General features: G+C 42.4%; 21 protein-coding genes. 5 read left to right on the top strand and 16 right to left on the bottom strand.

The genetic code is table 11. The features are described 5' to 3' along the window. Positions 1–37 precede the first annotated feature (37 nt). The 6 genes from CGICJO_RS01425 to CGICJO_RS01450 all read right to left on the bottom strand — a co-directional run bounded on the left by CGICJO_RS01425 (position 38) and on the right by CGICJO_RS01450 (position 5,694). A complete protein-coding gene (locus CGICJO_RS01425; RefSeq protein ID WP_486499357.1) occupies positions 38–904 on the bottom strand; it encodes a metal ABC transporter permease in 867 nt (288 codons plus the stop codon). Next, complete coding sequence (locus tag CGICJO_RS01430; RefSeq protein ID WP_486499358.1) at positions 888–1,808, bottom strand: metal ABC transporter permease; 921 nt, start codon at positions 1,806–1,808, stop codon at positions 888–890. Before CGICJO_RS01430 ends, CGICJO_RS01425 begins: the two co-directional genes overlap by 17 nt. Continuing rightward, positions 1,801–2,541, bottom strand: a complete 741-nt coding sequence (locus tag CGICJO_RS01435) for a metal ABC transporter ATP-binding protein (RefSeq protein ID WP_486499359.1) — start codon at positions 2,539–2,541, stop codon at positions 1,801–1,803. Before CGICJO_RS01435 ends, CGICJO_RS01430 begins: the two co-directional genes overlap by 8 nt. Beyond that, positions 2,541–3,497 carry a metal ABC transporter solute-binding protein, Zn/Mn family gene (locus tag CGICJO_RS01440; protein ID WP_486499360.1) on the bottom strand — a complete coding sequence of 319 codons (957 nt, stop codon included), beginning with the start codon at positions 3,495–3,497 and terminating at the stop codon, positions 2,541–2,543. The genes CGICJO_RS01435 and CGICJO_RS01440 overlap by 1 nt, the downstream gene beginning before the upstream one ends. Positions 3,498–3,840: 343 nt before the next feature. Next, positions 3,841–4,698, bottom strand: a complete 858-nt coding sequence (locus CGICJO_RS01445) for an HAD family hydrolase (RefSeq protein ID WP_486499361.1) — start codon at positions 4,696–4,698, stop codon at positions 3,841–3,843. Positions 4,699–4,731: 33 nt separating this feature from the next. Next, entirely contained in the window at positions 4,732–5,694 is a 963-nt protein-coding gene (locus tag CGICJO_RS01450) for a peptidylprolyl isomerase (RefSeq protein WP_486499362.1), read from the bottom strand. Between the two features lie 206 nt (positions 5,695–5,900). On the opposite strand from CGICJO_RS01450, the gene CGICJO_RS01455 reads away from it, so the two are divergent. The 3 genes from CGICJO_RS01455 (at position 5,901) to galE (ending at position 9,335) form a co-directional block, all read left to right on the top strand. After that, a complete protein-coding gene (locus tag CGICJO_RS01455; protein ID WP_486499363.1) occupies positions 5,901–6,830 on the top strand; it encodes a S1 RNA-binding domain-containing protein in 930 nt (309 codons plus the stop codon). A 97-nt stretch (positions 6,831–6,927) separates the two neighbouring features. Beyond that, complete coding sequence (locus CGICJO_RS01460) at positions 6,928–8,166, top strand: DNA recombination protein RmuC (protein WP_486499364.1); 1,239 nt, start codon at positions 6,928–6,930, stop codon at positions 8,164–8,166. 155 nt (positions 8,167–8,321) lie between these two features. Continuing rightward, positions 8,322–9,335, top strand: a complete 1,014-nt coding sequence (gene galE, locus CGICJO_RS01465) for a UDP-glucose 4-epimerase GalE (protein WP_486499365.1) — start codon at positions 8,322–8,324, stop codon at positions 9,333–9,335. 35 nt (positions 9,336–9,370) lie between these two features. On the opposite strand, the gene CGICJO_RS01470 is transcribed toward galE, so the two are convergent. Next, the gene (locus CGICJO_RS01470; protein ID WP_486499366.1) at positions 9,371–9,940 is read right to left on the bottom strand and encodes a hypothetical protein; all 570 of its coding nucleotides are present in this window, start codon (positions 9,938–9,940) and stop codon (positions 9,371–9,373) included. A 244-nt stretch (positions 9,941–10,184) separates the two neighbouring features. Here CGICJO_RS01470 and CGICJO_RS01475 point away from each other — a divergent pair, with 244 nt between their 5' ends. Both CGICJO_RS01475 and CGICJO_RS01480 read left to right on the top strand, forming a co-directional pair. Further along, positions 10,185–11,033 carry a PHP domain-containing protein gene (locus CGICJO_RS01475; protein ID WP_486499367.1) on the top strand — a complete coding sequence of 283 codons (849 nt, stop codon included), beginning with the start codon at positions 10,185–10,187 and terminating at the stop codon, positions 11,031–11,033. 23 nt (positions 11,034–11,056) lie between these two features. Next, on the top strand, positions 11,057–12,472 hold the full coding sequence (locus tag CGICJO_RS01480) for an AI-2E family transporter (RefSeq protein WP_486499368.1): 1,416 nt from the start codon (positions 11,057–11,059) through the stop codon (positions 12,470–12,472). A 41-nt stretch (positions 12,473–12,513) separates the two neighbouring features. Here the strand turns inward: CGICJO_RS01480 and CGICJO_RS01485 are convergent, their stop codons facing one another. The 9 genes from CGICJO_RS01485 to CGICJO_RS01525 form a co-directional block, all read right to left on the bottom strand. Continuing rightward, complete coding sequence (locus CGICJO_RS01485; protein ID WP_087377018.1) at positions 12,514–12,753, bottom strand: helix-turn-helix domain-containing protein; 240 nt, start codon at positions 12,751–12,753, stop codon at positions 12,514–12,516. Positions 12,754–12,767: 14 nt separating this feature from the next. Continuing rightward, complete coding sequence (locus tag CGICJO_RS01490; protein ID WP_158096223.1) at positions 12,768–13,085, bottom strand: LysM peptidoglycan-binding domain-containing protein; 318 nt, start codon at positions 13,083–13,085, stop codon at positions 12,768–12,770. A 62-nt stretch (positions 13,086–13,147) separates the two neighbouring features. Further along, on the bottom strand, positions 13,148–16,738 hold the full coding sequence (gene addA, locus CGICJO_RS01495; protein WP_486499369.1) for a helicase-exonuclease AddAB subunit AddA: 3,591 nt from the start codon (positions 16,736–16,738) through the stop codon (positions 13,148–13,150). Next, entirely contained in the window at positions 16,738–20,088 is a 3,351-nt protein-coding gene (locus CGICJO_RS01500) for a PD-(D/E)XK nuclease family protein (RefSeq protein WP_486499370.1), read from the bottom strand. Before CGICJO_RS01500 ends, addA begins: the two co-directional genes overlap by 1 nt. A gap of 89 nt (positions 20,089–20,177) precedes the next feature. Continuing rightward, positions 20,178–20,777, bottom strand: coding sequence for a stage II sporulation protein R (gene spoIIR, locus CGICJO_RS01505; RefSeq protein ID WP_486499371.1), 600 nt, complete (start codon positions 20,775–20,777; stop codon positions 20,178–20,180). Positions 20,778–20,840: 63 nt separating this feature from the next. Next, positions 20,841–21,728, bottom strand: coding sequence for a 4-(cytidine 5'-diphospho)-2-C-methyl-D-erythritol kinase (ispE, locus tag CGICJO_RS01510; RefSeq protein WP_486499372.1), 888 nt, complete (start codon positions 21,726–21,728; stop codon positions 20,841–20,843). Between the two features lie 17 nt (positions 21,729–21,745). Further along, positions 21,746–22,930, bottom strand: coding sequence for an aminotransferase class I/II-fold pyridoxal phosphate-dependent enzyme (locus tag CGICJO_RS01515; RefSeq protein ID WP_486499373.1), 1,185 nt, complete (start codon positions 22,928–22,930; stop codon positions 21,746–21,748). Positions 22,931–22,937: 7 nt separating this feature from the next. Further along, positions 22,938–23,417, bottom strand: a complete 480-nt coding sequence (locus CGICJO_RS01520) for an Lrp/AsnC family transcriptional regulator (RefSeq protein WP_087377031.1) — start codon at positions 23,415–23,417, stop codon at positions 22,938–22,940. A 28-nt stretch (positions 23,418–23,445) separates the two neighbouring features. Then, positions 23,446–23,931, bottom strand: coding sequence for an LURP-one-related family protein (locus CGICJO_RS01525; protein ID WP_486499374.1), 486 nt, complete (start codon positions 23,929–23,931; stop codon positions 23,446–23,448).

Consider the following 23,931-nt stretch of genomic DNA (forward strand, 5'->3'; position numbering starts at 1 on the left):
TTATATCAGCATAAATTTAACAGCACGTTTCCGACAATCAGAAACGTGCTGTTTTTTTATTTATAGTGATTTTTAGGTTAGTTATTATCAGAATTATTATAAAAATTACCCCGGTCATAACCGCCATTGTGCCGGAGATGGAGACGTCTAAGGTTGACGCAAGCTTATAGCCCCATGCGGCGGCGGTTCCTCCTATTGCACAGCTTAGTGCCAAAACCACAGACAGACGTTTTGTCAGAAGCAAAGCGGCGGCAGGTGGAGCTATCATAAACGCAACAACCAGAACTGAGCCTACCCACTGAAAAGCCACAACCGCTGTTATAGAAGCGCAGGTCATCAAGGCGTAATGCAAAATCTCCGGATGAAATCCACCTGTTTTGGCGGCGGTTTCATCAAAGGATGCAAATTTTAGTTCCTTATAAAATACAAGAACAAAAATCAGGTTTAGGGCAAACAAGAGCATTGAAAAATACACGCTTTTCGCCCCTATATCCTTTCCAAAAATCGTAAGCCTATCAAAGGGCGCAAAGGCAAGTTCTCCCAGCAAAACCGAGTCCGTATCCAGGTGAACCGAGTCGGCGCAGAGTGTTATCAGTATAACTCCCACGGAAAACAGCAGAGGAAACACCAAACCGTTGGAAGCGTCGCTGTCCACAAGTCCCGTATTGTCAAGAGTTTCCGTAAACCACACGGTCAGCACTCCCACAATTCCCGCACCGATTATCAATATGGGCGAGTTTAGGTCACCTGTCAATAAAAATCCCAAAACTATTCCCAAAAGAACCGTATGGGTTATTGCATCTGAGGTCATGGACATATTTCGCACCACAAGAAACGACCCGGGCAAAGCGCAGGCGGCTGACATAAAAACCGCTGTTAAGAGTATTTCAATCTGAGGATTCAAAGCTTTTCACCCTTTCAATAAGCTTTTTCCTGTTTTGTTTTCGCTTGATAAGCTTCCAAAGCACTCCTCTTTTTGGAGCTAACAATATTGAAAAAACCGCCATAACTCCAAGACACACAACTATTACCGGCCCTGTGGGAACCGACTTAAAGGAAGAGCTTACGGCGGTTCCCAAAACTCCCCCAAAGGCTCCTATAACTGCTGAAAGCAATGTCATTGTTTCAAGACGGCTGACCCATTGTCTTGCAGCCGCTGCCGGAGCCACCAGCATGGCGCTCATTAAAATTACGCCCACGGTTTTTATTCCAACCACGGAAGCCAAGGTGACGAAAAATGACAGGACAAAATCAACCATCCACACTTTAATTCCCACCACCTGAGAAAACACCTTATCAAAGGTAACAAGCTTAAAGGGTTTCCAAAACAGTGCCACGGTCACAAGCACAACCGCCGTGGAAATTAGAATAATAAAAACATCCTTTGAAGTCATTGCCGACGCCTGACCATAGATAAATTTTTTAAGTCCTGCCTGGGAGGAGTTGGGAAGCTTTTGGGCAAAGGTCAAAAGCACAAGTCCCAAGCCGAACATTACGGAAAGCGTCATTGCAAGGGCGCAGTCAAATTTTATTTTTGAAAACCTTGTAATCAATGTTATTAAGCACAGGGAAATCACTCCCCCTGCCAAAGCTCCCAAAAGTAAAATTTCTTCATCCTTGCATAGTGTTATGAGAAAAGCTGCGCAGATTCCCGGCAGTGCTCCGTGGGAAATTCCGTCGCCCAAAAGGCTCTGTTTCCTCAAAACCGCAAAGCTTCCCAGAACTCCGCAGAGTATTCCCAAAAGGGCAGAACCCAATGAAACCACACAAAAGGTATAATCCTGAAAGAGCAAAAACAAATCAGTCATAGCTTCTTTTCATCTCCGGAAAAATATCTGTTTTAAATGTCCTTGAAACTGTTTTTTCATTAAAACAGCTTTCAGTATCTCCCCAGCACACAAGGGTTTTATTTATCATTATCACCGAGTCGAAATACTTTTTTACAGTATTCAAGTCGTGGTGAACCACAACCACTGTTCCGCCCTGTTCTCTGATTTCTCTGAGCATTTCCACAATGACTTTTTCCGTGGCGGCGTCCACTCCCTTAAATGGTTCATCCAAAAAATACAGCTTTGCCTGCTGAGCCAAGGCTCGGGCGAGAAATACCCTTTGTTCCTGTCCTCCCGACAACGTCCCAATCTGTCTGTGGATATATTTTTCCATTCCCACTTTTTTAAGCATTTCAAAGGCTATTTCCCTGTCTTTTTTCTTAGGCCTTTTAAACCATCCCAAGTGAGGATATCTGCCCATCAACGCCACATCGAAAACCGTGACAGGAAAGTCCCTGTCTGTGCTTCCGGTCTGGGGAACATAGGCAATTTTTGTTTTTCTCTCCTTGTCCTCAAAACCAAAGGTCACTTCGCAGGAAAGCGGCTTTAACAGACCCATAATAGCTTTTAAAAATGTAGTTTTTCCCGCTCCGTTTGGCCCGATTATTGCAGTAAGGCTTCCCTTTTTTATTTCTCCGGTTATATTCTCCAAAACCGGCTTGCCGTCATAGGCGACGGTGAGATTTTTCACACTTAGTACCGGATTTTCCATCAGCTCAACTCCCTGACTATGGTGTCTACATTGCTTTTTACTGCCTTTATATAGGTTTCTCCGCCGTTTTCCTCATCGCCTAAGGAATCAGAGTAAAGCTGTCCCCCTATTTTTGTTTCAAATCCTTTATTTTTCACCGCTTCGCACAATGCGTTTATTGTGGCCTTTGGCAGAGAATTTTCCGCAAACACCGCTTTTATTTTATTGTCTGAAATAAACTTTGCCATAAGGCTTATATCCTTAGTTCCGGTTTGGGCGTCGGTGCTTATACCTTGCAAGCCCTCAACCTGAAATCCATAAGCTTTTCCGAAATAACCGAAAGCATCATGGGCTGTTACAAGTATTCTTTTTTCCTGCGGCAATTCTTTTAATTTATCCTCTATATAATTTTCCAAGTCATTAAGCTCACCCAGATAATTTCTGAGATTTTCCTCATAATATATACTGTTTTTTGGGTCGGCATCGCAAAGGCTTTTGCTTACATGCTCTGCGGCTTCCTTCCATATTGAAACGTCAAACCATATATGTGGGTCGTAAACTCCCGATGATGTTTCTATGAGGTGTGAGGTTTCCACTCCGTCGGAAGCGCAGATAACCGTTTTCCCCATGGAACTGAGGTTTTCAAAAATATCCCCCATTTTGCCCTCAAGGTGCAGACCGTTGTATATGACCACGTCGCTGTTTTCCATTGTGAAAACGTCGCCTGCTCCCGCCTGATAAAGATGAGGGTCAACTCCGTTTCCCATAAGTCCCGTAACCTCTGCCCTGTCCCCTGCAATATTTTTCACCATGTCACAGAGCATGGTGGTTGTTGTGACTATCTTTATTTTATCGGGTTCTTCCCTTTCCTCTCCTGTGCCGAAAACCCCATAGCCAAAAGAAAACAGAAAAACCGCAAAAACCACAATCAATGTGGGAATTTCTTTTTTAAAAATTTTTGAATATTTTTCCTCCAAAGCTTTTCGCCCCTTTTAATTCTCTATGTCAATATATGACGGAGGGTTAAAAGGTGTTAATACTTTTATAGTCTAATAGTAAAAGTGGATTGTATATTTACCCCCTATGTAATAGGTTAATTTTTATTTAAAAAAATAGGCTCTATCACAAACTTAATTGTGACAGAGCCATTGTTATTTCTAAAACTAACGTCTCACCCGGCGTGTAACTACGTCTATTTCTTAATCAAACCTCTGCACACCGGAAATAAAAAACTCTGCCACAAACTTAATTGTGACAGAGCCATTATCATTTCTAAAACTAAGGTCTCGCCCGGCGTGTGATGACGTTTATTTCTTGCAGTCACCCCTGCACGCCGGATATAAAAAACTTTTGGCGAGCATTTTCAAAGTAGAGTTTGTCGCAGACGGCAATCTTGCGGATAATATTTTTTATTGTTATCTCAAGACTGCTGTTTTCGGAGTAGTCGGCGGGGAAAATATAGTCAACTCTTCCACGCTTTAAAAGCTCTCTGACCTTTGGGTTGTCGTTTTGATAAACAGCTATCGCCTGACCGCCGTAGGACTTCATCATCTTCATGCAGGGCACATCGGAAAGTCCGTCGCCTATGTAAACCATGTTGGTGAATGGTACTCGCTTTACGCTGTCGGGCATGGAACGGTTTAAGTCCTCGTCGTTGGAAACATCCAAAACGCCTTTGTTTATTCTGTAGACAAACTGGGTTTTGTTTGTGTAGTTTACCGCAGTTATGGGCCATACAGCCTGCTTTGTTTCATCGTCGTAATAAAACTCACAGGCGAAAATTTTCTTAAACTTGTGGCTTATGGATGTTCCCTCGATTATCTCTTTAAGTCCCGAGGAAATTACATAATGCTCTACCTGTACGCCTTGACTTTTTCCGAACTCATCTATTCTGTCGAACCATGTGTCAAGTCCCTTGAAAAGCTCTACGCTTTTGCCTTGGTTTACCAAAGTTTCCCTGAAAATGGGGACGTTTTTTCTTTTGGCTTCCCTAATCATTGTGTACATGTAGGCAAGAACGCTGTCCATTTCCTTTTCCCTGCCGAATATATTGGCTTCCTGCCAAAACTGTGAGGAGGTCATGCCAAGGCTGGGTATGAACTGATAGTCCTGCATGTCCCTTGTACAAAGGGTTTTGTCAAAATCGTACATTATAGCCGCAATGGATTTTTCTGACATGACTGCTCTCCTCTCCTATTTACACAGGAAAAATTATCCCTGATATGTTGTGATTTCAACTGATGTTACAATAACATCGTCGTAAGGCTTGTTTGTTTCGGAATCTGTCTCAACTGCGGCAATAGCGTCTACAACATCCATTCCCTCAAATACCTGAGCAAATACTGTGTGACCTCTGTCAACTGCGTTGTATGCGCCGTCAAGTGTAGGATTTCCGCCGTACTGGTTGTAAAGCTCCTTTACTTCCTCCGGAACGGATTCAGGATTATAGCAGTATGAACCGTACATTCCTGCAAAGTAGTCTGCAACGCCCTGTGCATGGTACATTGAAAGACCCTCATACATGTATTCCCACTGCTTCTGAAGTGCATCCCAGTCAATATTTTCAGGGCCTGCCTGGTTTATAAAGAACTGGCTTCCGTTTGTGTCACGGCCTGAGTTTGCCATAGCTACTGCGCCTCTCAGGTTCAAAAGCTTGTCGCAGAACTCATCCTCAAGGATTTCATCATTGTAGGTAGAACCGCCTGTGCCGTCTCCGTTCTCAAAGTCGCCGCCCTGAATCATAAAGTCGTCTATAACTCTGTGGAAAATAGTGTTGTCATATTTACCTGCCTTAGCAAGCTCAATAAAGTTGTTTACTGTGTTAGGAGCATTTTCCGGGAAGAGTCTTAAAGAAATATCGCCCATAGATGTGTGGATAATTGCGATTGTTTCTCCAACCTCCGGCATTTCAAGCTGGTATCCGTAGTCGTGCTCTGTATCTTCCTTGTAGGACTTTCCTACTACTTCGGCAACTTCATCAAGGTCTGCCGGGTCATAGGTAGCTTCTTCTGTTGCGCCCTCTTCGGTAGTTGATGCTTCTGTTGTTGTCTGTGCTGACTCGTCTGTTGATGTTGTTCCATTATTATCGCCTGAACATCCTGCCATTGAAAAAGCGGAAGCTGCCGCCATCATTACAGCAAGCAGTACGCTTATGATTTTCTTTGAATTTTTCATTGTGTTCTTTCCTTTCATTATCCTTTGACCATATATATCTTTTGTTGCAAAAATAGGTCTGCACCATATATTTTATTATAAAATTACTACAATTTCAATAGAACTTGAATTTTACTTTCAAAATTCAAAAAAGCGTCACATTGGTTATATTAGGAAAAATCTTTTCATAGTATATTGAGAAAAGATAACAAAACGGAGGCGTTAAAATGACAGCATATTTACCGGAAGGAAATCTAATAAACACAGAAGAAAACCGAAACAGCCTTAAAAACCTCCAAACCCTGGGTGACGCCATGCGTGAGGAAAAAATATTAGAGGCGGTGGCGGTGGTCTGCGACGCAAAGCACAATTTAATTGTGGATTTGGGCGGAATTAAAGGAATTATCCCACGTGAAGAAGGTGCGGCAGGAATAAAAGAAGGCACTGTCAGGGATATCGCCGTTATCTCAAGGGTAAACCGCCCGGTTTGTTTTGTGATTACGGAAATAACCGCCGATGAAAACGGTTCTCCCCTTATTGTACTGTCAAGGGAAAAGGCTCAGAAAAAATGCATGGAAAACTACACAAGCCGCCTGAGAAAAGGCGACGTTATCCCTGCAAAGATAACCCATTTGGAGCAGTTCGGAGCCTTTGCTGATATAGGCTGCGGAATTGTGGCTCTTTTGCCCATTGACTCAATTTCAGTTTCAAGAATTGAACATCCTAAAGAGAGATTTTATCCCGGCATGGACATAAAAGCAGTGGTGAAGTCCATAGAAAACGGAAGAATTTCTTTAAGCCATAAAGAGCTTTTGGGAACATGGGAAGAAAACGCCCAAAGATTTACACCGGGAGAAACAGTCACGGGAATTGTCCGTTCAGTAGAAAATTACGGGGCATTTGTGGAGCTTTCCCCGAACCTTGCAGGACTGGCGGAAACAAAAGAGGGCGTCAAGGTAGGTCAGCAGGCAAGCGTTTACATAAAGAGCATTATCCCATCTAAAATGAAAATAAAGCTTATTATAATCGATACATTCCCATACAGCTACAGTCCCCATACTCCGGAATACTTCTTTAACGGAGACAGAATGGAAAGCTTTATGTATTCCCCTGAGGGCTGTGAAAAAATAATATGCACGGATTTTTCCGATAACTGAAAATATTAAAAGATATTTCAAGAAAATAACAGCCTGCAATTGACATCGAACATTTGTTATGGTATTATCATCTTAGTAATTATTAAGAGGTGATAATATGAACGATGTACTGACATGGATTTTGGCTGTGGCAGTGGTTATCCTTGCCGCAGCCGTCGTGTATCTTTTGTTCTCAAAGAAGAACGGTTCATCAGGTGGTATTTCCGAAAAAGCTCTCACCGACGCCCTTTACAAAAACAATCAGGCGCTGCGTCAGGAGATGCAGAAAACCACCCAGCAGAGCATTTCTTCAATGGGAAACATGCTTTCCGTAAACCAGCAGAACTTCTCCGCTTCCCAGACGGAAAAGCTTATGCAGCTGGAACATCGGCTGGGTACATTTTCTTCGGACAACCAGCAGAAGCTGGAACAGATACGTCAGACCGTTGAAAAACGCCTTGAGTTTATCAGGGATGAAAACAGCCGGAAGCTGGAACAGATGAGGGCGACCGTTGACGAAAAGCTTCAGAAAACACTGGAAGAAAAAATGACACGCTCTTTCTCCCTTGTTACGGAAAGACTGGAACAGGTTTACAAGGGACTGGGAGAAATGCAAAACCTGGCCGCAGGTGTGGGAGATTTGAAAAAGGTTCTCTCCAACGTAAAGACAAGGGGTATTTTGGGAGAGCTTCAGCTTTCAGCAATACTCAAGGAGATACTTTCACCGGAGCAGTACTGCGAAAATGTTGTTACTGTTCCCAAGTCAAAAAATCCCGTTGAGTTTGCGGTAAAGCTTCCGGCTGAGGACAACAGCTTTATATATCTTCCTATAGACTCAAAGTTTCCCGGAGACACCTACACAGCCCTTGTGGAGGCATACGAGCAGGGCGACAAGGCAAAAATCGACGAGGCGGCAAAGGCTCTTGTTTCAAGACTTAAAAGTGAAGCCCGTGACATTCACGAAAAATATGTATGCCCGCCCTATACAACAGATTTTGCAATTCTTTTCCTGCCCTTTGAGGGACTTTATGCGGAAGCGGTGAACCGTGGAATGGTTGAGGTTTTACAGCGTGAATACAAAATAAACCTTGCAGGCCCCAGCACCATGGCGGCTTTGCTTAACAGCCTGCAAATGGGATTTAAAACATTGGCTGTTCAAAAGCGAAGCGCACAGGTGTGGGAGGTTTTAAGCTCTGTTAAAGGTGAGTTCGACAAGTTTTCAACTGTTTTGGAAAACACACAGCAAAGACTTGAACAGGCAAACAACGAGCTGGACAAGCTGGTGGGAGTACGCACAAGACAGATTCAGAGAAAACTGGAAAAGCTCCAGAGTGACAGCACGGATTCACAGATTTAATTATAATTTTTTAAAAATCATGCACTCTGTAAAAAACTTGTAAGTTTTAAATATTGTGCAATAAATGTTTAAAAATCTCTTGTTTTTTTCATTAAAAAGGTGTATCATTTTAGTGTAAAAAAGGTTTAGAAGCCTTAATAAAGGAGAGATTTGAAATGAACATTTTATTGACAGGCGGAGCCGGCTACATCGGTACTCATACTTGCATCGAGCTTTACAAGGCTGGTCACACTGCTGTTATCGTAGATAACTTCTGCAACAGCAGCCCTGAAGCAGTAAAAAGAGTTGAAGAGCTTATCGGACAGAAAGTACCTCTTTACAATGTAGACGTATGCGACTTCGAGCCTCTTGACAAAGTGTTTGAGGAAAACAAGATTGACGCAGTTATCCACTTTGCAGGACTTAAAGCTGTTGGCGAAAGCGTTGCTATTCCGATTAAATATTACAGAAACAATATCGACTCCACACTTACACTTCTCGACGTTATGAAGAAGCACGGAGTTCACAACATCGTATTCAGTTCTTCTGCAACAGTTTACGGTATTCCTGAGAGAGTTCCTCTCGTAGAAACAATGCCAACAAGCTGCACCAACCCATACGGCTGGACAAAGCTTATGATTGAGCAGATTCTCAAGGATGCATGCGTTGCTGACCCTGACCTCTCTGTTGTTCTTCTCAGATACTTCAACCCAATCGGTGCTCACGAGAGCGGAAGAATCGGTGAGAATCCAAACGGTATTCCAAACAACCTTATGCCTTACATAACACAGGTTGCTGTTGGCAAGCTTAAATGCTTGGGCGTATTCGGAAACGACTACCCAACACACGACGGTACAGGTGTTCGTGACTTTATCCATGTTGTTGACCTTGCAAAGGGTCATGTTAAGGCTATCGACTATGCTGATGCTCATAAGGGTGCAGAGGTATTCAACCTGGGTACAGGTACAGGCTACAGCGTTCTTGACATCGTAAATGCATTCCAGAAGGTTAACGGCGTTGAAATTCCTTACGAAATCAAGCCACGCCGCCCAGGCGATATCGCAGAGTGCTATGCAGATCCTAAGAAGGCTTACGAAGGCCTTGGCTGGAAAGCAGAAAAGACTCTCGAGGACATGTGCCGTGATTCATGGCACTGGCAGTCAAGCAATCCTAACGGATACGAGGCTTAATTGCTCCGCTTAAATTAAACTAAAAATAACGAAGGTCATATTTTATGGCCTTCGTTTTCTTTTGCATAATTCTTTGTTTTTTCTGTAAATCTCACATTGAAAAATTCCCCTATTCGTTTTATGAAATTATCCCTTTTTATCATTACAATGGTAAAAAACAAAAGTAATGCTGTACCTAAAATAATGGGATAAAGGGCAGGGTTACAGAAATTTAGCATTATAACTGCGTCCTCATTTTCAAGGGAGATACCAAAGCCCCACAGCACCGAGGACACACAGGAAATAAGAAGCGAAATTGATGTTATCATTCTAAAGAAAAAACCGGAATACCACAGATAAAAATTCTTTTTAAAATTGAATATCACCGAAAAAAGAAATGTCATCACCATTCCGCCGCTTCCAATAAAAAGGATTTCAAAGGTTTCAAGTCCAACAGAGGAACAAAGCACCGAGGGCGTTGGAAAAATCTCCACGGACAAAACCTCCGCTCCTGCTAAAATAGAGAAAAAGGCATGTCCCCCCTCGTGAACCAAAGGAAAAACAACGTAAATCAAAACAAAGGAAATCAGTAACATTTTCAATAGTTTAATCAAATCTCGAGCCATTGTATCACCTCAAATATATTATGGATAATTTATCCGTAATTATTGAGATTTTTAATTTTTTCGTGACCGGTTAACTCTTTACTTTACAAAACAAAAGAAGTGTAATAATTTTATATTTTATCTGAAATTATGTTGCAAATTTAATCTATTTTTCTCCTATAATACACAAAAAATCTTATTGCTTTAAATTTATAGGTATGATAATATAGATACGAATAAAAATCTAAAAAAGAAGATGGTTTAAATGATTAAAGACTATCATACACATACAGGTAATTCCGACGGCACAAAAACTCCTGAGGAGCTTATAGATTTGGCAGTTTCAAAAGGCGTTTCCGCACTGGCAGTGTCAGACCACGACAGCATAAAGGGATTGGAAACCGCCCAAAATTACTCAAAGGGAAAGCTTGATTTTCTCCCGGGCGTGGAGTTCACCACAAGGGAAGAACATTATCCTCACTGCGACGGCAAATACTGCCTGCACCTTTTGGGATACGGCTTTGATATTCATAACAAAGAACTCAACGATGCACTGGACGACAGAGCCGCAAGGGTAAGAAAGACCTACGATGTTCTTATAAAGAGCCTTGAAAAATACGGAATGTTTTTTGACTACACTCAGGTTGACATAAGCTGCGGAATTGTAATGCAGATGCTTGATATCGCCGCACATATAGAGAAAAACTACAGCGACAATCCAAACCTTGAAAAAGCAGTGGAGGACGTCTATAACTACAGTTCTGCTCTGGACAGCGAGAATTTTTCTCTGAAAGAATCCATAGATCTTATACATAAGGCAGGCGGCAAAGCGGTATGGGCGCATCCCTTCAATGTATACAGAAATTTTAAGAAACAGCTTATTGACGAAAGCCAGGCGGAAGCAATTCTGAAAAAAGCCATAAGCTTAGGCGTTGACGGTATTGAAGCCATTTACGGAGATTTTACTCACGAAGAAAGACTCAGCCTTTGCAGGCTTGCAGAAAAATACGGACTGTTTGTAACCTGCGGAAGCGATTTTCACGGTTTTAAAAACAAGAGAAATCACTTTATTTCCTTTGATACAGATGAATATTCTCAGTTTGATGTACTATAAAATTAAAAAAAGAGGTGTATATATTGGATAACCAAAAACTATTTTTTAAACGCCTTGGATTCATAGTTGGCGGCGGCGTTGTTCTATACTGGGCGCTTAACAACTTGGGGCCCATATTTGATTTCCTGGGTGTTGTTATCGGATTTATTTTTCCTTTTATTTTAGGCGGATTTATCGCATTTCTTTTAAATATCCCAATGCGGTTTATCGAGCGCAATCTCACAAAGCTTGTTAGAGCCATCAGAAAAAAAGAACCGAAAAAAGAAAAATCAATGGTCATAAGGCTTGTAAGTCTTGTCCTTGCCATTGTATTGATTTTAGCCCTTTTGATTGGCGCCGCATTTATCGTAGCCCCTCAGATAGGCGAAACCGTTTCCTCACTTTCTGCGGAAATCCCCGGATTTATGAGAGAATGTCAGAAGTTCTTCCAGGAGGTTTCAAAATCCCTGCCTGGATATCTTTCATTCCTTGAGAACATTCAAATCGACTGGAACAATGTTGGAAAACAGATAACCGGATTTTTAAGTAGTTTCGGAACTCAGGCGGTTTCCTCCTCCATATCGGCGGCAACTGCGGTGTTCAGCGGTATCGGAACATTTTTCATGTCCTTTATTTTCGCTCTTTACATTCTTTTGGGAAAAGAAAGCCTTGCACGTCAGGTTAAAATTGTGCTTCGCTCTTTCCTCCCCAAAAAGGCATACAAGAAATTTTTCGATATCACAGTTCTTATCGACTCTGTATTCTCCGGATTTTTCTCCGGTCAGTGTCTTGAAGCCTTGATTTTAGGCTCTCTGTGCTTCATAGGAATGAGCATTTTCCGCTTCCCATATGCGGCAATGATATCCGTACTTATTGCAGTGCTTTCATTTATCCCGATTATCGGAGCTTTTACCGGATGTTTTGTAGGAGCATTTTTCATCCTCATACAAAACCCTATACAGGCAATCTGGTTTGTGGTTTACTTCCTTGTTTTACAGCAGATTGAAGGAAACTTCATTTACCCGAGAGTTGTGGGCGGCTCTATAGGACTTCCCGCCATGTGGGTTTTGGCGGCGGTAACTTTGGGCGGAAGCATTTTCGGCATAGCCGGAATGATACTCTTTATCCCGTTAACCTCTGTTGTCTACGCTCTCATAAAACAGACCGTCAAAAAGCGTGTTAAAAGACAAAAGCTTGAAAGACTGAAAGCCGAGGAAGAAAAGGCAAAAACCAAGCAAAAAGCCGTACACGAAAAAAATGTGTCGGTTAAGACTGTAAAAGAAACCTCCGGTCAAGCCGAAAAAGTAATATCCCACGAGGACAAAAAAGCCGAGCCAAAGACAAGGCCTGCTCCTGCAAAAAAGAGCAAGCCTGCTGAAAAGCCTATAAACAGAAAAGAATTAAACATCGACATAGACTTGGACTCGGAAGAATACATTAAAAGAGAAGATAAAAAATAATCAAACCCCTTCGGTACAAAAAACGTATCGAAGGGGTTGTTTTATGGTTCGAGATTTTCTTCATTAAAAAGTGGAGAATTGAAAAATGTTTTAAGGTCGATTTCCAAACCCTGACATAATTCATGGATGACCCTGAGCTTTACGGACTCGTAAGAGCAGTTTATTATATTTCCTATTGTAGATTTCGGAACGCCGCTTTTCATGTAAAGCTGATATTGGGTCATGTTTTTTTCTTTTAACAATTCCAGAAACCGGCATCTTACCGCCTCGTTAAGCTTCATTCATCCACCGCCTTTTATTTTTCCCTAAGCTTTATTATCTTTCCTTTTCGCAGTCCTCCCGGGTTTTCAAGGTTGTTTATGTCTATAAGTACGTTTATAGGCACTCCGTTTTCCCTGGAGATTTTCCATAGAGTGTCGCCCTCTTTTACCCTGTAAAACATAGGGATTTTTGTTCCTTTAAGAGGGATTTTCAAAACCTCTCCCGGGCAGGCTCTTCTGGGTTTATCTATGGAGTTTTTTGTAAAAATATCCAGGGGAGAAACTCCGAACTTTTCCCCTATTTTCCAAAAGGTATCTCCCTTTTCTACTCTGTACATAAAATAGTCTTTCATATTATCACCGTATAAAATTCTCATATGACATAATATGATAATAAAATTTTACGGTGATAAATTTAAACTGAAACCTCTATTTCTTTTCCCCAGGCTATGGAATAGATAAGGCAGGCGGAAACCTCAAGTCCTGTGGTTTGCTCCATGGCGTTTTTATAAAGGGCTATCTGCTTTCTGTATTCCTCTGCCAAAAACTCCGGCTCTTTCACTCTGTCGGTTTTATAGTCCACAATCACAAGCTTACCCTTTTCCTCAAAGGCAAGGTCAACCGCTCCCTGCAATATGACCTTTTCGTCTGAAAGTTCCTTTTGTATCTGAGGATTTACCATGGACACAGGAATTTCAACGGAAAACGTGTATTCCTTCATAACATTTTTTGAAGCTGTAATTCTCTTAAACAGAGGACTTTCTGTAAAGCTCTCCACAAGCTTTATGTCTATAGCTTCCGCCTGAGCAGGCGACAAAACACCTTTTTCCGCAAGTCTTTTTACTTCATTCTGAGGATTTTCTTTAAGTAAATTAAAATCACAGCTTTGGAAGAAAAGGTGCATTGCCGTTCCCTTTTGGGCGGCGGTGAGCTTCTCCTCTCCCAAAAATGCAGGGGGTGCAAGCTTTTTGAAATATACAGGTCTTTCCTTTTCGTTTAAGGCAGAAGCCGTAACCTTTACAGGTATGTCCGCAAGCTCACTGTAAGGATATTTAAAATTCTTTCTTTCCGTGAGGATTTTCTCAATTCTCTTTTCCTCTTCCTTGAGGCTGTTTTCATCGCAGGAAGCTTCCGTGGTGATTTCCTCTTCTTCCTCCTGAGTGTACTTAAAGATTTCTGTTTTCCAAACTTCCCTTTGTACGTTTTCCGCCCTGTAAATATCCTCGCAGTCCGCAAGCTTTCTCAGTTCTCCACAGCATGGATGCAAAAGACTGCACATTGTTATCCATTTTCCCGGAGAACCGGCTTCCCTTACAAAATGGGATGGAATTTTCCCAACGCCTGTCATTCCAGCTCCAACAGTTTTAAGCTCTTTTTCCACATCCTTTGAGGAACAGAGCATTATAAGCTTTTCCTTTGCCCTGGTCATCGCCACATACAAAACTCTAAGTTCCTCCGACTTTTCGCTTCTCTTCATTTCTATGGCGAGAGCTTCTCTGGGCATTGTGCTTCTTCTGCACATAAGCTCAGGATATGTTCGCTTCATGGCAACGCCTAACTTTGAATGTATAAGCACGTTTTGGGAAGCGTCCGATACAAAACCTTTAGACATGGCGGCTACAAAGCATATTGGAAATTCCAGCCCCTTGCTTTTGTGTATGCTCATTATTCTTACAGAGTTTGAACCCTGTGACTGGGTATTTGCCGCTCCTGTTAAATCAGAGCCGTATTCAAACAAGCTGTCCACATATCTTATAAAGCCTGAAAGACCCTTATCGGAGTTTTTCTCATAGTCTGCGGCATATTCTCTCAGTCTGCGCAGGTTGTTTACCGCTGTTTCTCCGTTTCCCGAGGCGCTGACAACCGCTTCTATTCCCGTAACGTCATAGACCTTGCTCATAAGCTCCTGAGCGGACATAACCGCCGCCATGGCTCTGAAATTTGAAATCTCCTCTGTAAACTTTTCAAAACGCTCCACCACGCTTTTAGGGGGCGTAGTTTCTCCTGTTTTGTTTCCCTCCGAATATTTTGAAATTATATCCAGCATTGAACCGTAAAGTCTTGGTGAATCTGAAAAAATTCTCAGCATTGACATTTCATCTGCGCTGAATCCGTAAAGGGGACTCATCATCACCGAGATAAGAGGTATATCCTGCACCGGATTGTCGATTATTCTGAGGATATTCATAGCAAGAGCTACCTCTTTGTTTTTGAGAAATCCCTCGGACTTCTCGTAAACCGCAGGTATTCCGTATTTTTCAAGCTCCTTTATGTAGATAGGGAAAAAGGAATTTGCGTTTCTCAAAAGTATTGCAAAGTCGCCGAAATCAGGCGGTACCTGCTGTCCGTCACGAGTTATCTTCATTGTTGAACGGAGTTTTCTTATTTCCTCCGCAATGTGCCTTGCTTCAAATACGCACATATCTCCTCCGCCGGGGTATTCCAGAAAATGAACTTCCACGCCGGCTTCTTCCGTTTCCGGATAGGATGCGCCGGACACAAGCATTTCATCCTCGTTGTACTCCATGTCGCCCACCTCTTTTGACATAAGGCGTTCAAAGGCAAAGTTTACCCCGTCGGTGACTGTCTTTCGGCTTCTAAAATTCTTTTCCAGAATTATTTTCGCAGGGTAGTTATCCTTGTCGGGATTGTATCTTTCACAGCTTTCACGTCTTCTAAGAAATATTTCCGGCATCGCCTGACGGAAACCGTAAATGCTCTGCTTTACGTCGCCAACCACAAAGAGATTTTTTTCACGGCTTATAGCTTTAAAAATCAAATCCTGAACCTCGTTGGCGTCCTGATACTCGTCAACCATAACCTCATCAAATCTCTGAGAAATTCTGTCCGCTTCCTCGGTAAAGGTTATTTCGCCGTTCTCTCTTTTTACAAGAATTTGCAGAGTGTAATGCTCCAAATCGCTGTAGTCAACTATGTTTTTGCTTTCCTTGAGCTTTGAAAAATTCTCCCCGAACTCCTTTATGCACAAAAACATCTGTTCAACAATGGGGCGGAGATAATCTATATCCTTAAGACATTCCTCCTCGCTTTGGGCAAAAAGCTTCTGCATTTCCTCAACTGTGCTTTTTATTATTTCCCTGTTTTGTTTAAGCTTTACCGCCAACGGGTGGTCTTTATAACCCCTTGGAGTTCTGAAAGTTCCCTTTTCAAATGATGAAAGCTTCTGTTTTATTTCATCCCATGTGCCACTTTCAAGAGTTTCGCTCATGCTCCTTAAAAAAGCCAAATCGGAAGCCAGCAAAAGGTTTATGGCGTTGTAGATTTTTTCTTCCTCTGTGGAAATCTCCATGGAAATTTCAGCCACAGACAAGCTGTACTGACAGGCGCCCACACAGTAGTCACGGATAATTTTCCCCCATACTGTCTGTGAAACCTCCTGTCCCTCTCTGTAAAAGCTCAGCTTTTCCTGAAGCCAGCTGTCGGCAAATGGGTGTGACCTTAAAAAATCGTACAATCTGAATATGATATTTCTAAGCTTAACGTCGTCACGTCCCGAGGAAAAGGCGGAGGCAAGCTGGTTAAAATACTCATTGTTTTCGCCGTAAAATTTGGTGAGGGTTAAGTCCATGGCTTCGTTGCGCATTACCATAAGCTCCCCGTCCTCGCCTATTCTCACATCGGCGGAAATATCAAGGCTTGAGGAAAACTCTCTTATAACTCGTGAACAAAAGCTGTGTATTGTGGAGATGTCCGCCTTTGCCAAAAGGTTCTGCTGACGTCTTAATGCAGGGTTTAATGGGTCTTTTTCCAGCAGCTCGCTTATCCTGTCGTTTATTCTTTGAAGCATTTCCGCAGCAGCCGCCCTTGTGTAGGTAACCACAAGAAGCCTGTCGGCGTCGCAGGGTTTTTCACTGTCGGTTATTCTCTCTATTACCCTCTGAACCAAAACCGCTGTTTTTCCCGAACCTGCGGCGGCGGAAACTATCAGGGAACCTCCCCTTGCATTTATTGCGTTCTTTTGATTTTCAGTCCACTGTCTGCCCATTACTGTCCGCCCTCCTCATTTTCAAGAATCTCCATAACATCTGCTTTGCTAAGCTTAAATACTTCCCTGCTCTCCATTCCCTCTTCATAGCCGCACACCTGCCAGTAAGGACAAAAGGCGCAGGCGTCTGTTGTTCCCTTTGCGGGAATCTGACCTATTTTTCCATTAAGCAGTTCCTTTACCATCTTTTTAAGAATGGAATTTATCTTATCAAATATTCTCTTTATTTCCACAGCGTTTACAAGGCTTTCCGTGCTTGTGTACTTATCGCCGCTTTTGTTGAGCTTTACAGGAAGATAAACTCCCCCTACGTTCTTTTCCATGCCCTTTATAACTGTGTCGTTATTGAGCACAAGGCCTTTCATTTTTCTTTCCTTGTCTATCTCCTGCTGGATTTTTCCGCTGTCCATGGAGAAATCCGAGTCAACAAAGACACTGCCCGACGGCATATAGAGTATTCCTGCGGGGATTGGTTTTGTACCCTTGTATTTTCCCGTTCCCTGACACAGAGCTTCCATATATATGAGCATCTGCATATTAAGACCAAAAAGAATATCCGAGAGCTTAAACTCCTTTTTTCCGGTTTTATAGTCTATTATTCTCACATAGGTTTCGCCGTTTTTCTCCATAACGTCAACCCTGTCGATAACTCCGTAAACCGATATACTTGCGCCCTCTTCGGTTTCTATTTTGTAGGGTTCTATATCTTTTCCTATGCTGAATTCAAAATCTCTCGGCACAAATTCGCTTTGGGAAAGCTCCTCGCTTATTCTCTCGATAAGTCCTGCGGCGTTATCCCTGAGCTTTTCCATAAGGAACATAAGGGAATGATTTTCCTTTGCTTCCTCACCCAAGTATTTTTCGCTGTACTGCTCCAAAAGCTCTTGAACCTTTGAAACTATTTCCTCTTTAGTGAGAATTTTTTCCCTGTCAAAGTCCTTGAAATAGTTTTCCAAAATATAATGTATGATAGTTCCGTACTCGCTTGGTGTCATCTTTGCGGTTTTTCTCTCCTGGGCTTTCAGTCCGTAGGTGCAGAAATAGCTAAAGGGGCAAAGATGATATTTTTCCGCCTGGGAAGCGGACATGGCAAAGTTTTTACCGAACAAGGCTTTTGCTGTATCGGGATTTTCTATAACGGAATGACTGCGCTTTACCGCTCTTTCCAAAGCTTTCATTTTGTTTTTGTATTCCTCAGAATTTTCAAAATACTTTACAAGTCCGAAAGCAAAACCGTCGCTTGTTCTGTCGCCGTATTTTTTTGCGCAAAGCTCAAAGGAGGGCTTTTCACACCACAGTACCTGTTCCGGCTCTAAAAATTCATCTGTTTCTATATGTATCTGAGGGAAAATTCTCAAAATCTCACGTACTATTACCGATGGTTCGTTTTCGTCTCCTGAAAGTGATGTTCTGTACCAGGAAACAAAGACCTTTTTACTTGAAGCGGAAAGGGCATAGTAGGCGATAAACTTTTCCTTGTTTAAAACCTCTTCAAAGAAATCGGAAGCCGGAAGTCCCAGATTATAAAGCTCCTTTTTCTCCCTGTCGCTGAAAATTCCCTCTTCTACCGGCACGGTGGGGAACTGTCCCTCTATAGCTCCCACAATGAAAACAGCCTTTGCTCCGTTTAGTCTTATTCTGTCCGCCTGACCCATTGTGACCCTGTCCAAACCCTCGGGGATAAAGGCGATTTCCGAGGCTTGAAACTGTAAATCAATAAGCTCCGAATATCTTTTAAGGCTCAGTCCGCTGTCACCTAAAATCAAAACCATTTTGTCAAGGATTCCCATGACCATTTCCCACAATCGCACCTGTTCCTCGCTTTGGTTTTCAAGTCCAAGCTTTGAAAGGCTCTGATACATATTTTCAAGCTGTTCCTCTGTGTGCAAATCCTTTAAGAGCTGATAGAGTGATTTTGAAATCTCCCTGCAACCCGTATCATCACAGCTGTTTTTAAAATTCATAAGAGGCGTCATTATTTTCTGTCTTATGGCTTCAAGTTCCATAAGCTCCGCCTGCTCCTTTTCCCCCATCTCAGCACCGAAGCCCGAGGGGTTGGCGGTAAACGGCTTTGTCAGGTTTTTTCCTGTTATAGACCACATAAGCAGGTAATTTTCAAACACCGAGGTTTCGTAAGCAGTCACATTTGTAAGTCCGGTTTTCATAATTTTTAAAACCTCTTCACGGTCGAAGCCGGAAACTGCGGCGGAAATACAGCCTTTTATAAGTCTAATGAGGGGCTTTACGCTTATGTCCTCGGGAATATCGCAGAAATATGGGATTTCGTACTTGTCAAAAACCGTTGTAATAACCGGCGCATAGCTTTCCCCGTGGCGAAACACCACCGAAATATCACCGTATCTAAAATTTTCTTCAATTATCAATTTTTTAATTTCACAGGCGACATTTTCCGCCTCGGAATAAATACTTCCGCATCGTGAAAGAAAAACATTTTCAACTGTGTCGTCGCAGGTTTCAGAGCTTCCGGAAAGAAAACCACGCTCAAGATACAAAAGCTCATCATTTTCAAAGCGTTTGTTTTCCTGCAAAACCACAGGCTTTGAGATTTCTATATTATTTTCTTTGGCCTGGTTTTCAAAAATTCTCCTGTTGGCTCTTGTGGAGGCGAAAAGTCCCGAGCCGTCGGGAGCAGTTGGGTCGTCGGTTACGGTCATGTAAAACTGTGAGCTTCTCTCCATTATTTTTGAAAGAAGTTTTGTCTGCCTGCCGGTGAAATCTCTGAAAGAGTCCACCGCCACAACCATTCCTTTAAAAAGGTCTGTGCCTGCAAGGCGGTCATATGCCGCCTCTGTCATGTCAAAGGGGTCTATTTTGTTTTCCCTGTTGTCGTTTAAAATTGCGTCGTAAGCGCTGTAAACCAATGCGGTTTCAGAAAGCTTGGCTTTAAGCATTTTATCCTTTGTTTTTGAAGAAACTTCATCAAGCATCTGAGGCGTTATTCCCCATTTTTTATAGTCGGTGACGGTCTGCAAAAGTGTTTTTATGTACTCCCCTCGCCTTTTTTCCGAGGAGAAAAGGGAAAGATTCTGGGCGGTTTCCTCCAAAGCCAGAGACATAACAAGCTGTCTGTCACCGTCATCTATACACAAGGGAATTTTTCCCTCTGTATTTTCAAAAATATACTTGCAAAGTCTTGTAAATCCGAAAACCAGAACATTTCCTGCAAGCTTAGGCCCCAGCAAGCGCAAAAACATTTTTTCGTTTTCAAAGGTGCTTTGGTCAGGGACAATCATCATGCATTTTTCCCCACGGGCGGCAATTTCCGCCAATATTTGAGAAACTCTCCGGGTTTTTCCGCATCCGCTTCGTCCTGTTATTATATTAATCACATTATCACCTCTTGATTATTATATTTCATCTCATCAATCATATTATTTTTAAATTATATCACAATTTACAGGTCATAAAAAGGTCATGTTTAAAATCCCAGAAATTTAAAAAAGCTTGTTACCGTCTCAACGATTTTAAATTTGAACTCATATTTATTTCCCGAGGAAACCACACTGCATTCCTGGGGCGTCAGGTTTTCCTCAAAGCTTTCATAATCTGTGGACGTCCCAACGCACAATGAGGGATACAAAACGCACCACCAGTTTTCACCTTTCGCCTTGCCTATTTTAATCTGCAAAGCTGTGTATTTTCCCGCCGGCATTGTTACGCTTCCGTAGTATCTTGTATTAAAATATTCCTCACACAGCTGCACCGATACAGTGTAATCCTTCCCCTGCTCTTTAATAACGGTGGCTGCAGTTTTGTTCAGCTCTTCAAGGTTTTCAAGGGTTATTTCCTTTGCTTCCTCCAAAGACTGAGCTTTTGAAAAAAGCTCCTTGCACTCCTTGGTTATTTCGTCCCTTACCAAAAGCTTTAACTCCTGGTCTTCGTTTGTGTCTGAATTTGCAAGTATATGTAATCTCAGAACATCCTGGGTCAGCGTTTCGCACACTGTCTGAAAAGGTAAAAAGGAAAATATTACAGTGAGAACAAATCCCACGCACATGGATTTAAACATTATTTTCATAAAAAAAGCCTGCCCTTCACGTTTCTTAACGTGATTATGGGCAGGTATTTTTTTAATATTCATTTAATCCAAATCAACCGAAACAATTTTACAGCCGTCCTTTACAGGCTTGCAGAGAAATACATCCTGGTAGTTTTCTTTCAAAACCTCTATGCATTTTTTCGCATGTCTTTCCGAGGAGAAAAGTCCGTAAACAGCCGAACCTGAACCGGTCATCAAAGCACCTTTTGCCTTGTTTTGGTACATAATTTTCTTTATCTCGGCAACCTGAGGAATTTGAAGAGCCTCTTCAAAATCGTTATAGAGTGTGGCGCAGAAATTTCTAAAGTCCCCGTTATAAATAGACCTGATAAGGTACTTGCTGTAATCAGCGACCTTTTCCGGCATCTCGTCCACCTTGGCGTAAGCTTCCTTTGTGGAAACGGAAACATCCTGAGGCTTACAGATTACAATCTGAGCCCTCGGCATTGACCTTATTTTTTCCAGAGTTGCGCCGGTTCCTGTGCCGTACTGAGTTCCGCCGTTTATGCAGAAGGGAACGTCAGCGCCCACCCTTTCGCCTATCTGACAAAGCTCCTTTGTCTTTAAATGTGCGTCAAACATTCTGTTAAGTCCCACAAGCACAGCCGCTCCGTCGCTGCTTCCGCCGCCCATGCCTGCCTGTGTGGGGATGATTTTTTTAATCTCGATATGAACTCCCGACTGTGGTATTTGGGTATAGTTAAAAAACTGCACAGCCGCCTTGTAAACTATGTTTGTTTCGTCGCAGGGAACTCCCAGATAATCACAGGAAACAGTGATTTCTCCGCTGTCGTTGGAGGTAAGTATTATCTCGTCGTAAATGGACACAGCCTGCATAACCGTTGAAACGGAGTGATAGCCGTCGCTTCTCAAGCCGTTTACATCCAGTGACAGGTTGATTTTTGCCGGAGCCAAAACATTTATTTTCATAGAGTTTCTCCTTTTATTCAGGAATTTTCCTCTTTAAGTTCCTTTAAAAATTCTTCTATTCTCTTTAAAGCCTCTTTAAGATGGGCAAGGGAGTAGGAATAGGAAACTCTCACATAGCCCTCGCCGCTTTCTCCGAAAGCGTTGCCCGGAACAACAGCCACATGCTTTGCTTTCAAAAGTCTTGTGCAGAACTCCTCTGAGGAAAGTCCTGTTGACTTGATGCATGGGAACACATAGAATGCGCCCTGTGGGTCAAAGCAGGTAAGTCCCATTTTGTTAAAGCTTCCCACTAAAAGACGTCTTCTCATGTTGTACTGATTTCTCATGTTTTCTATATCCTTGTCGCCGTTTTTAAGGGCTTCAATAGCCGCATACTGGGCGGTTGTGGGAGCTGACATAATGCCGAACTGATGAAGCTTTGTTATCTGGTCGATAACAGGCTTCGGGCCTAAAGCGTAGCCCAGACGCCAGCCGGTCATTGCGTAGGTTTTGGAAAATCCGGAAACCACAACGGTTCTTTCCCTCATATTTCCTATGGAAGAAAAAGCCACATGGCCTTTTCCGTTGTAGGTAAGCTCTCCGTAAATTTCATCGGACAGCACAAAAATGTCGTGCTTTTCAATAACCTCGGCAATAGCTTCAAGTTCCTCTCTCTCCATAATAGCACCTGTGGGGTTGTTTGGGAAAGGAAGTATCAGCACCTTTGTTTTGTCGGTGATTTTTTCCTCTATGTCCTCAGGTGTAAGCTTGAAGTTGTTTTCCTTTTTGGTTTCGATGATAACAGGAGTGGCATCTGCCATAACAGCCAGCGGCTCATAACAGACGAAAGACGGCTGAGGAATTAAAACCTCGTCACCCTCTTCAACCACACATCTCAAAACTGCGTCGATAGCTTCGCTTCCGCCTACAGTTACAAGGATTTCATCGTTGGGGTCGTACTTTACGTTAAATCTTCTGTCAAAGTAATTTGAAATTTCCTGTCTGAGCTTTATAAATCCCCTGTTTGGGGTGTACCATGTTTTTCCCTTTTCAAGAGAGTCAATTCCGGCTTGTCTTATATGCCAAGGTGTCTGAAAGTCCGGCTCACCGATGCTCAGTGATATAACGTCCTCCATTTCGTTGGCAATATCAAAAAACTTTCTTATGCCGGAGGGTTTGACCTCTTTTATCTTTTTATTTAATATCTTTGAATAATCCACCATTGTTTTCTCAAATACCCTCTCTTTCCTCTTGCTTCTCTATGTTGGAATCAAGCAGAATACCGCCCTCTTTATATCTCTTAAGCAAGAAATGGGTGGCTGTGGAAATGATTCCCTCCATAGCGGAAAGCTTTCTGGAAACAAAGGTCGCCACATCCTGAATGGTTTCGCCTCTTACATATACGGCAAGGTCGTAAGCTCCTGCCATAAGGTAAACTGACTCAACCTGTTCAAATTCGGTAATTCTCTGGGCAATTTCGTCAAAACCGGTTTCCATCTTAGGTGTTACCTTAAGCTCAATAAGAGCGGTAACTCCTGCGTCCTGAACCTTTTCCCAGTTTACAAGAGCCTTGTAGCCCACGATTATACCGCTTTTTTCATATTCTCTTATCTGTGCTTTTATATAATCCTCAGGCTCATTAAGCATCATGGCAAGCTGAGCTGTGGAGAAATTTGTACTTTCACTGAGTAAAGCCAATAAACGATTCATAACATTACCACCTTTTCATAGGGTTATTTTATATTGTTTGGAACACTTCGCAGTCAACAGCCTTTTCCATTGAAAGGCATACGGCAACGCCTATGGAAAACAGCTCCCTCTGTTCGCAGAATATATTCAGTGCAAGGGCGTCGCACTTTCCCACTCCCGCTTTTGAAACCGCCGCCACAACAGAGTTATCAGCGTCCACTATATCATAGGATTTTTTCCGCACATCCCCTCTGATGTGCCAGCTTATTCCGTAAAAAATACATTCCGGCACTGTGCCGTGGCTTGTCACAAGAGAAATCCTCTCTCCTCCCGCCGAAATGGAGTAAAGTGAATACATGGGAAGATTTATCCTCCTTATGACAAGTCGTTTTATTCCGGAATTGTCCTTTATATACGCCTTTGACATGGGCGTTCCCTCTTTGGCTGTGACCGTGTATTTATCATCACTCATGCAGTCTTTTACTGTAAAAATAACATTTCCTGATGTTGTTTCTCTTTTCAGAAAGACTTTCAT

Source organism: Candidatus Limousia pullorum (assembly GCF_057405065.1).

Coding starts and splice junctions, on each gene's coding strand:
- CGICJO_RS01430 (WP_486499358.1), bottom strand. CDS start 1,808: ATGACTGATTTGTTTTTGCTCTTTCAGGATTATACCTTTTGTGTGGTT.
- CGICJO_RS01435 (WP_486499359.1), bottom strand. CDS start 2,541: ATGGAAAATCCGGTACTAAGTGTGAAAAATCTCACCGTCGCCTATGAC.
- CGICJO_RS01445 (WP_486499361.1), bottom strand. CDS start 4,698: ATGTCAGAAAAATCCATTGCGGCTATAATGTACGATTTTGACAAAACC.
- CGICJO_RS01450 (WP_486499362.1), bottom strand. CDS start 5,694: ATGAAAAATTCAAAGAAAATCATAAGCGTACTGCTTGCTGTAATGATG.
- CGICJO_RS01455 (WP_486499363.1), top strand. CDS start 5,901: ATGACAGCATATTTACCGGAAGGAAATCTAATAAACACAGAAGAAAAC.
- CGICJO_RS01460 (WP_486499364.1), top strand. CDS start 6,928: ATGAACGATGTACTGACATGGATTTTGGCTGTGGCAGTGGTTATCCTT.
- galE (WP_486499365.1), top strand. CDS start 8,322: ATGAACATTTTATTGACAGGCGGAGCCGGCTACATCGGTACTCATACT.
- CGICJO_RS01470 (WP_486499366.1), bottom strand. CDS start 9,940: ATGGCTCGAGATTTGATTAAACTATTGAAAATGTTACTGATTTCCTTT.
- CGICJO_RS01475 (WP_486499367.1), top strand. CDS start 10,185: ATGATTAAAGACTATCATACACATACAGGTAATTCCGACGGCACAAAA.
- CGICJO_RS01485 (WP_087377018.1), bottom strand. CDS start 12,753: ATGAAGCTTAACGAGGCGGTAAGATGCCGGTTTCTGGAATTGTTAAAA.
- CGICJO_RS01490 (WP_158096223.1), bottom strand. CDS start 13,085: ATGAAAGACTATTTTATGTACAGAGTAGAAAAGGGAGATACCTTTTGG.
- addA (WP_486499369.1), bottom strand. CDS start 16,738: ATGGGCAGACAGTGGACTGAAAATCAAAAGAACGCAATAAATGCAAGG.
- spoIIR (WP_486499371.1), bottom strand. CDS start 20,777: ATGAAAATAATGTTTAAATCCATGTGCGTGGGATTTGTTCTCACTGTA.
- ispE (WP_486499372.1), bottom strand. CDS start 21,728: ATGAAAATAAATGTTTTGGCTCCGGCAAAAATCAACCTGTCACTGGAT.
- CGICJO_RS01515 (WP_486499373.1), bottom strand. CDS start 22,930: ATGGTGGATTATTCAAAGATATTAAATAAAAAGATAAAAGAGGTCAAA.
- CGICJO_RS01520 (WP_087377031.1), bottom strand. CDS start 23,417: ATGAATCGTTTATTGGCTTTACTCAGTGAAAGTACAAATTTCTCCACA.
- CGICJO_RS01525 (WP_486499374.1), bottom strand. CDS start 23,931: ATGAAAGTCTTTCTGAAAAGAGAAACAACATCAGGAAATGTTATTTTT.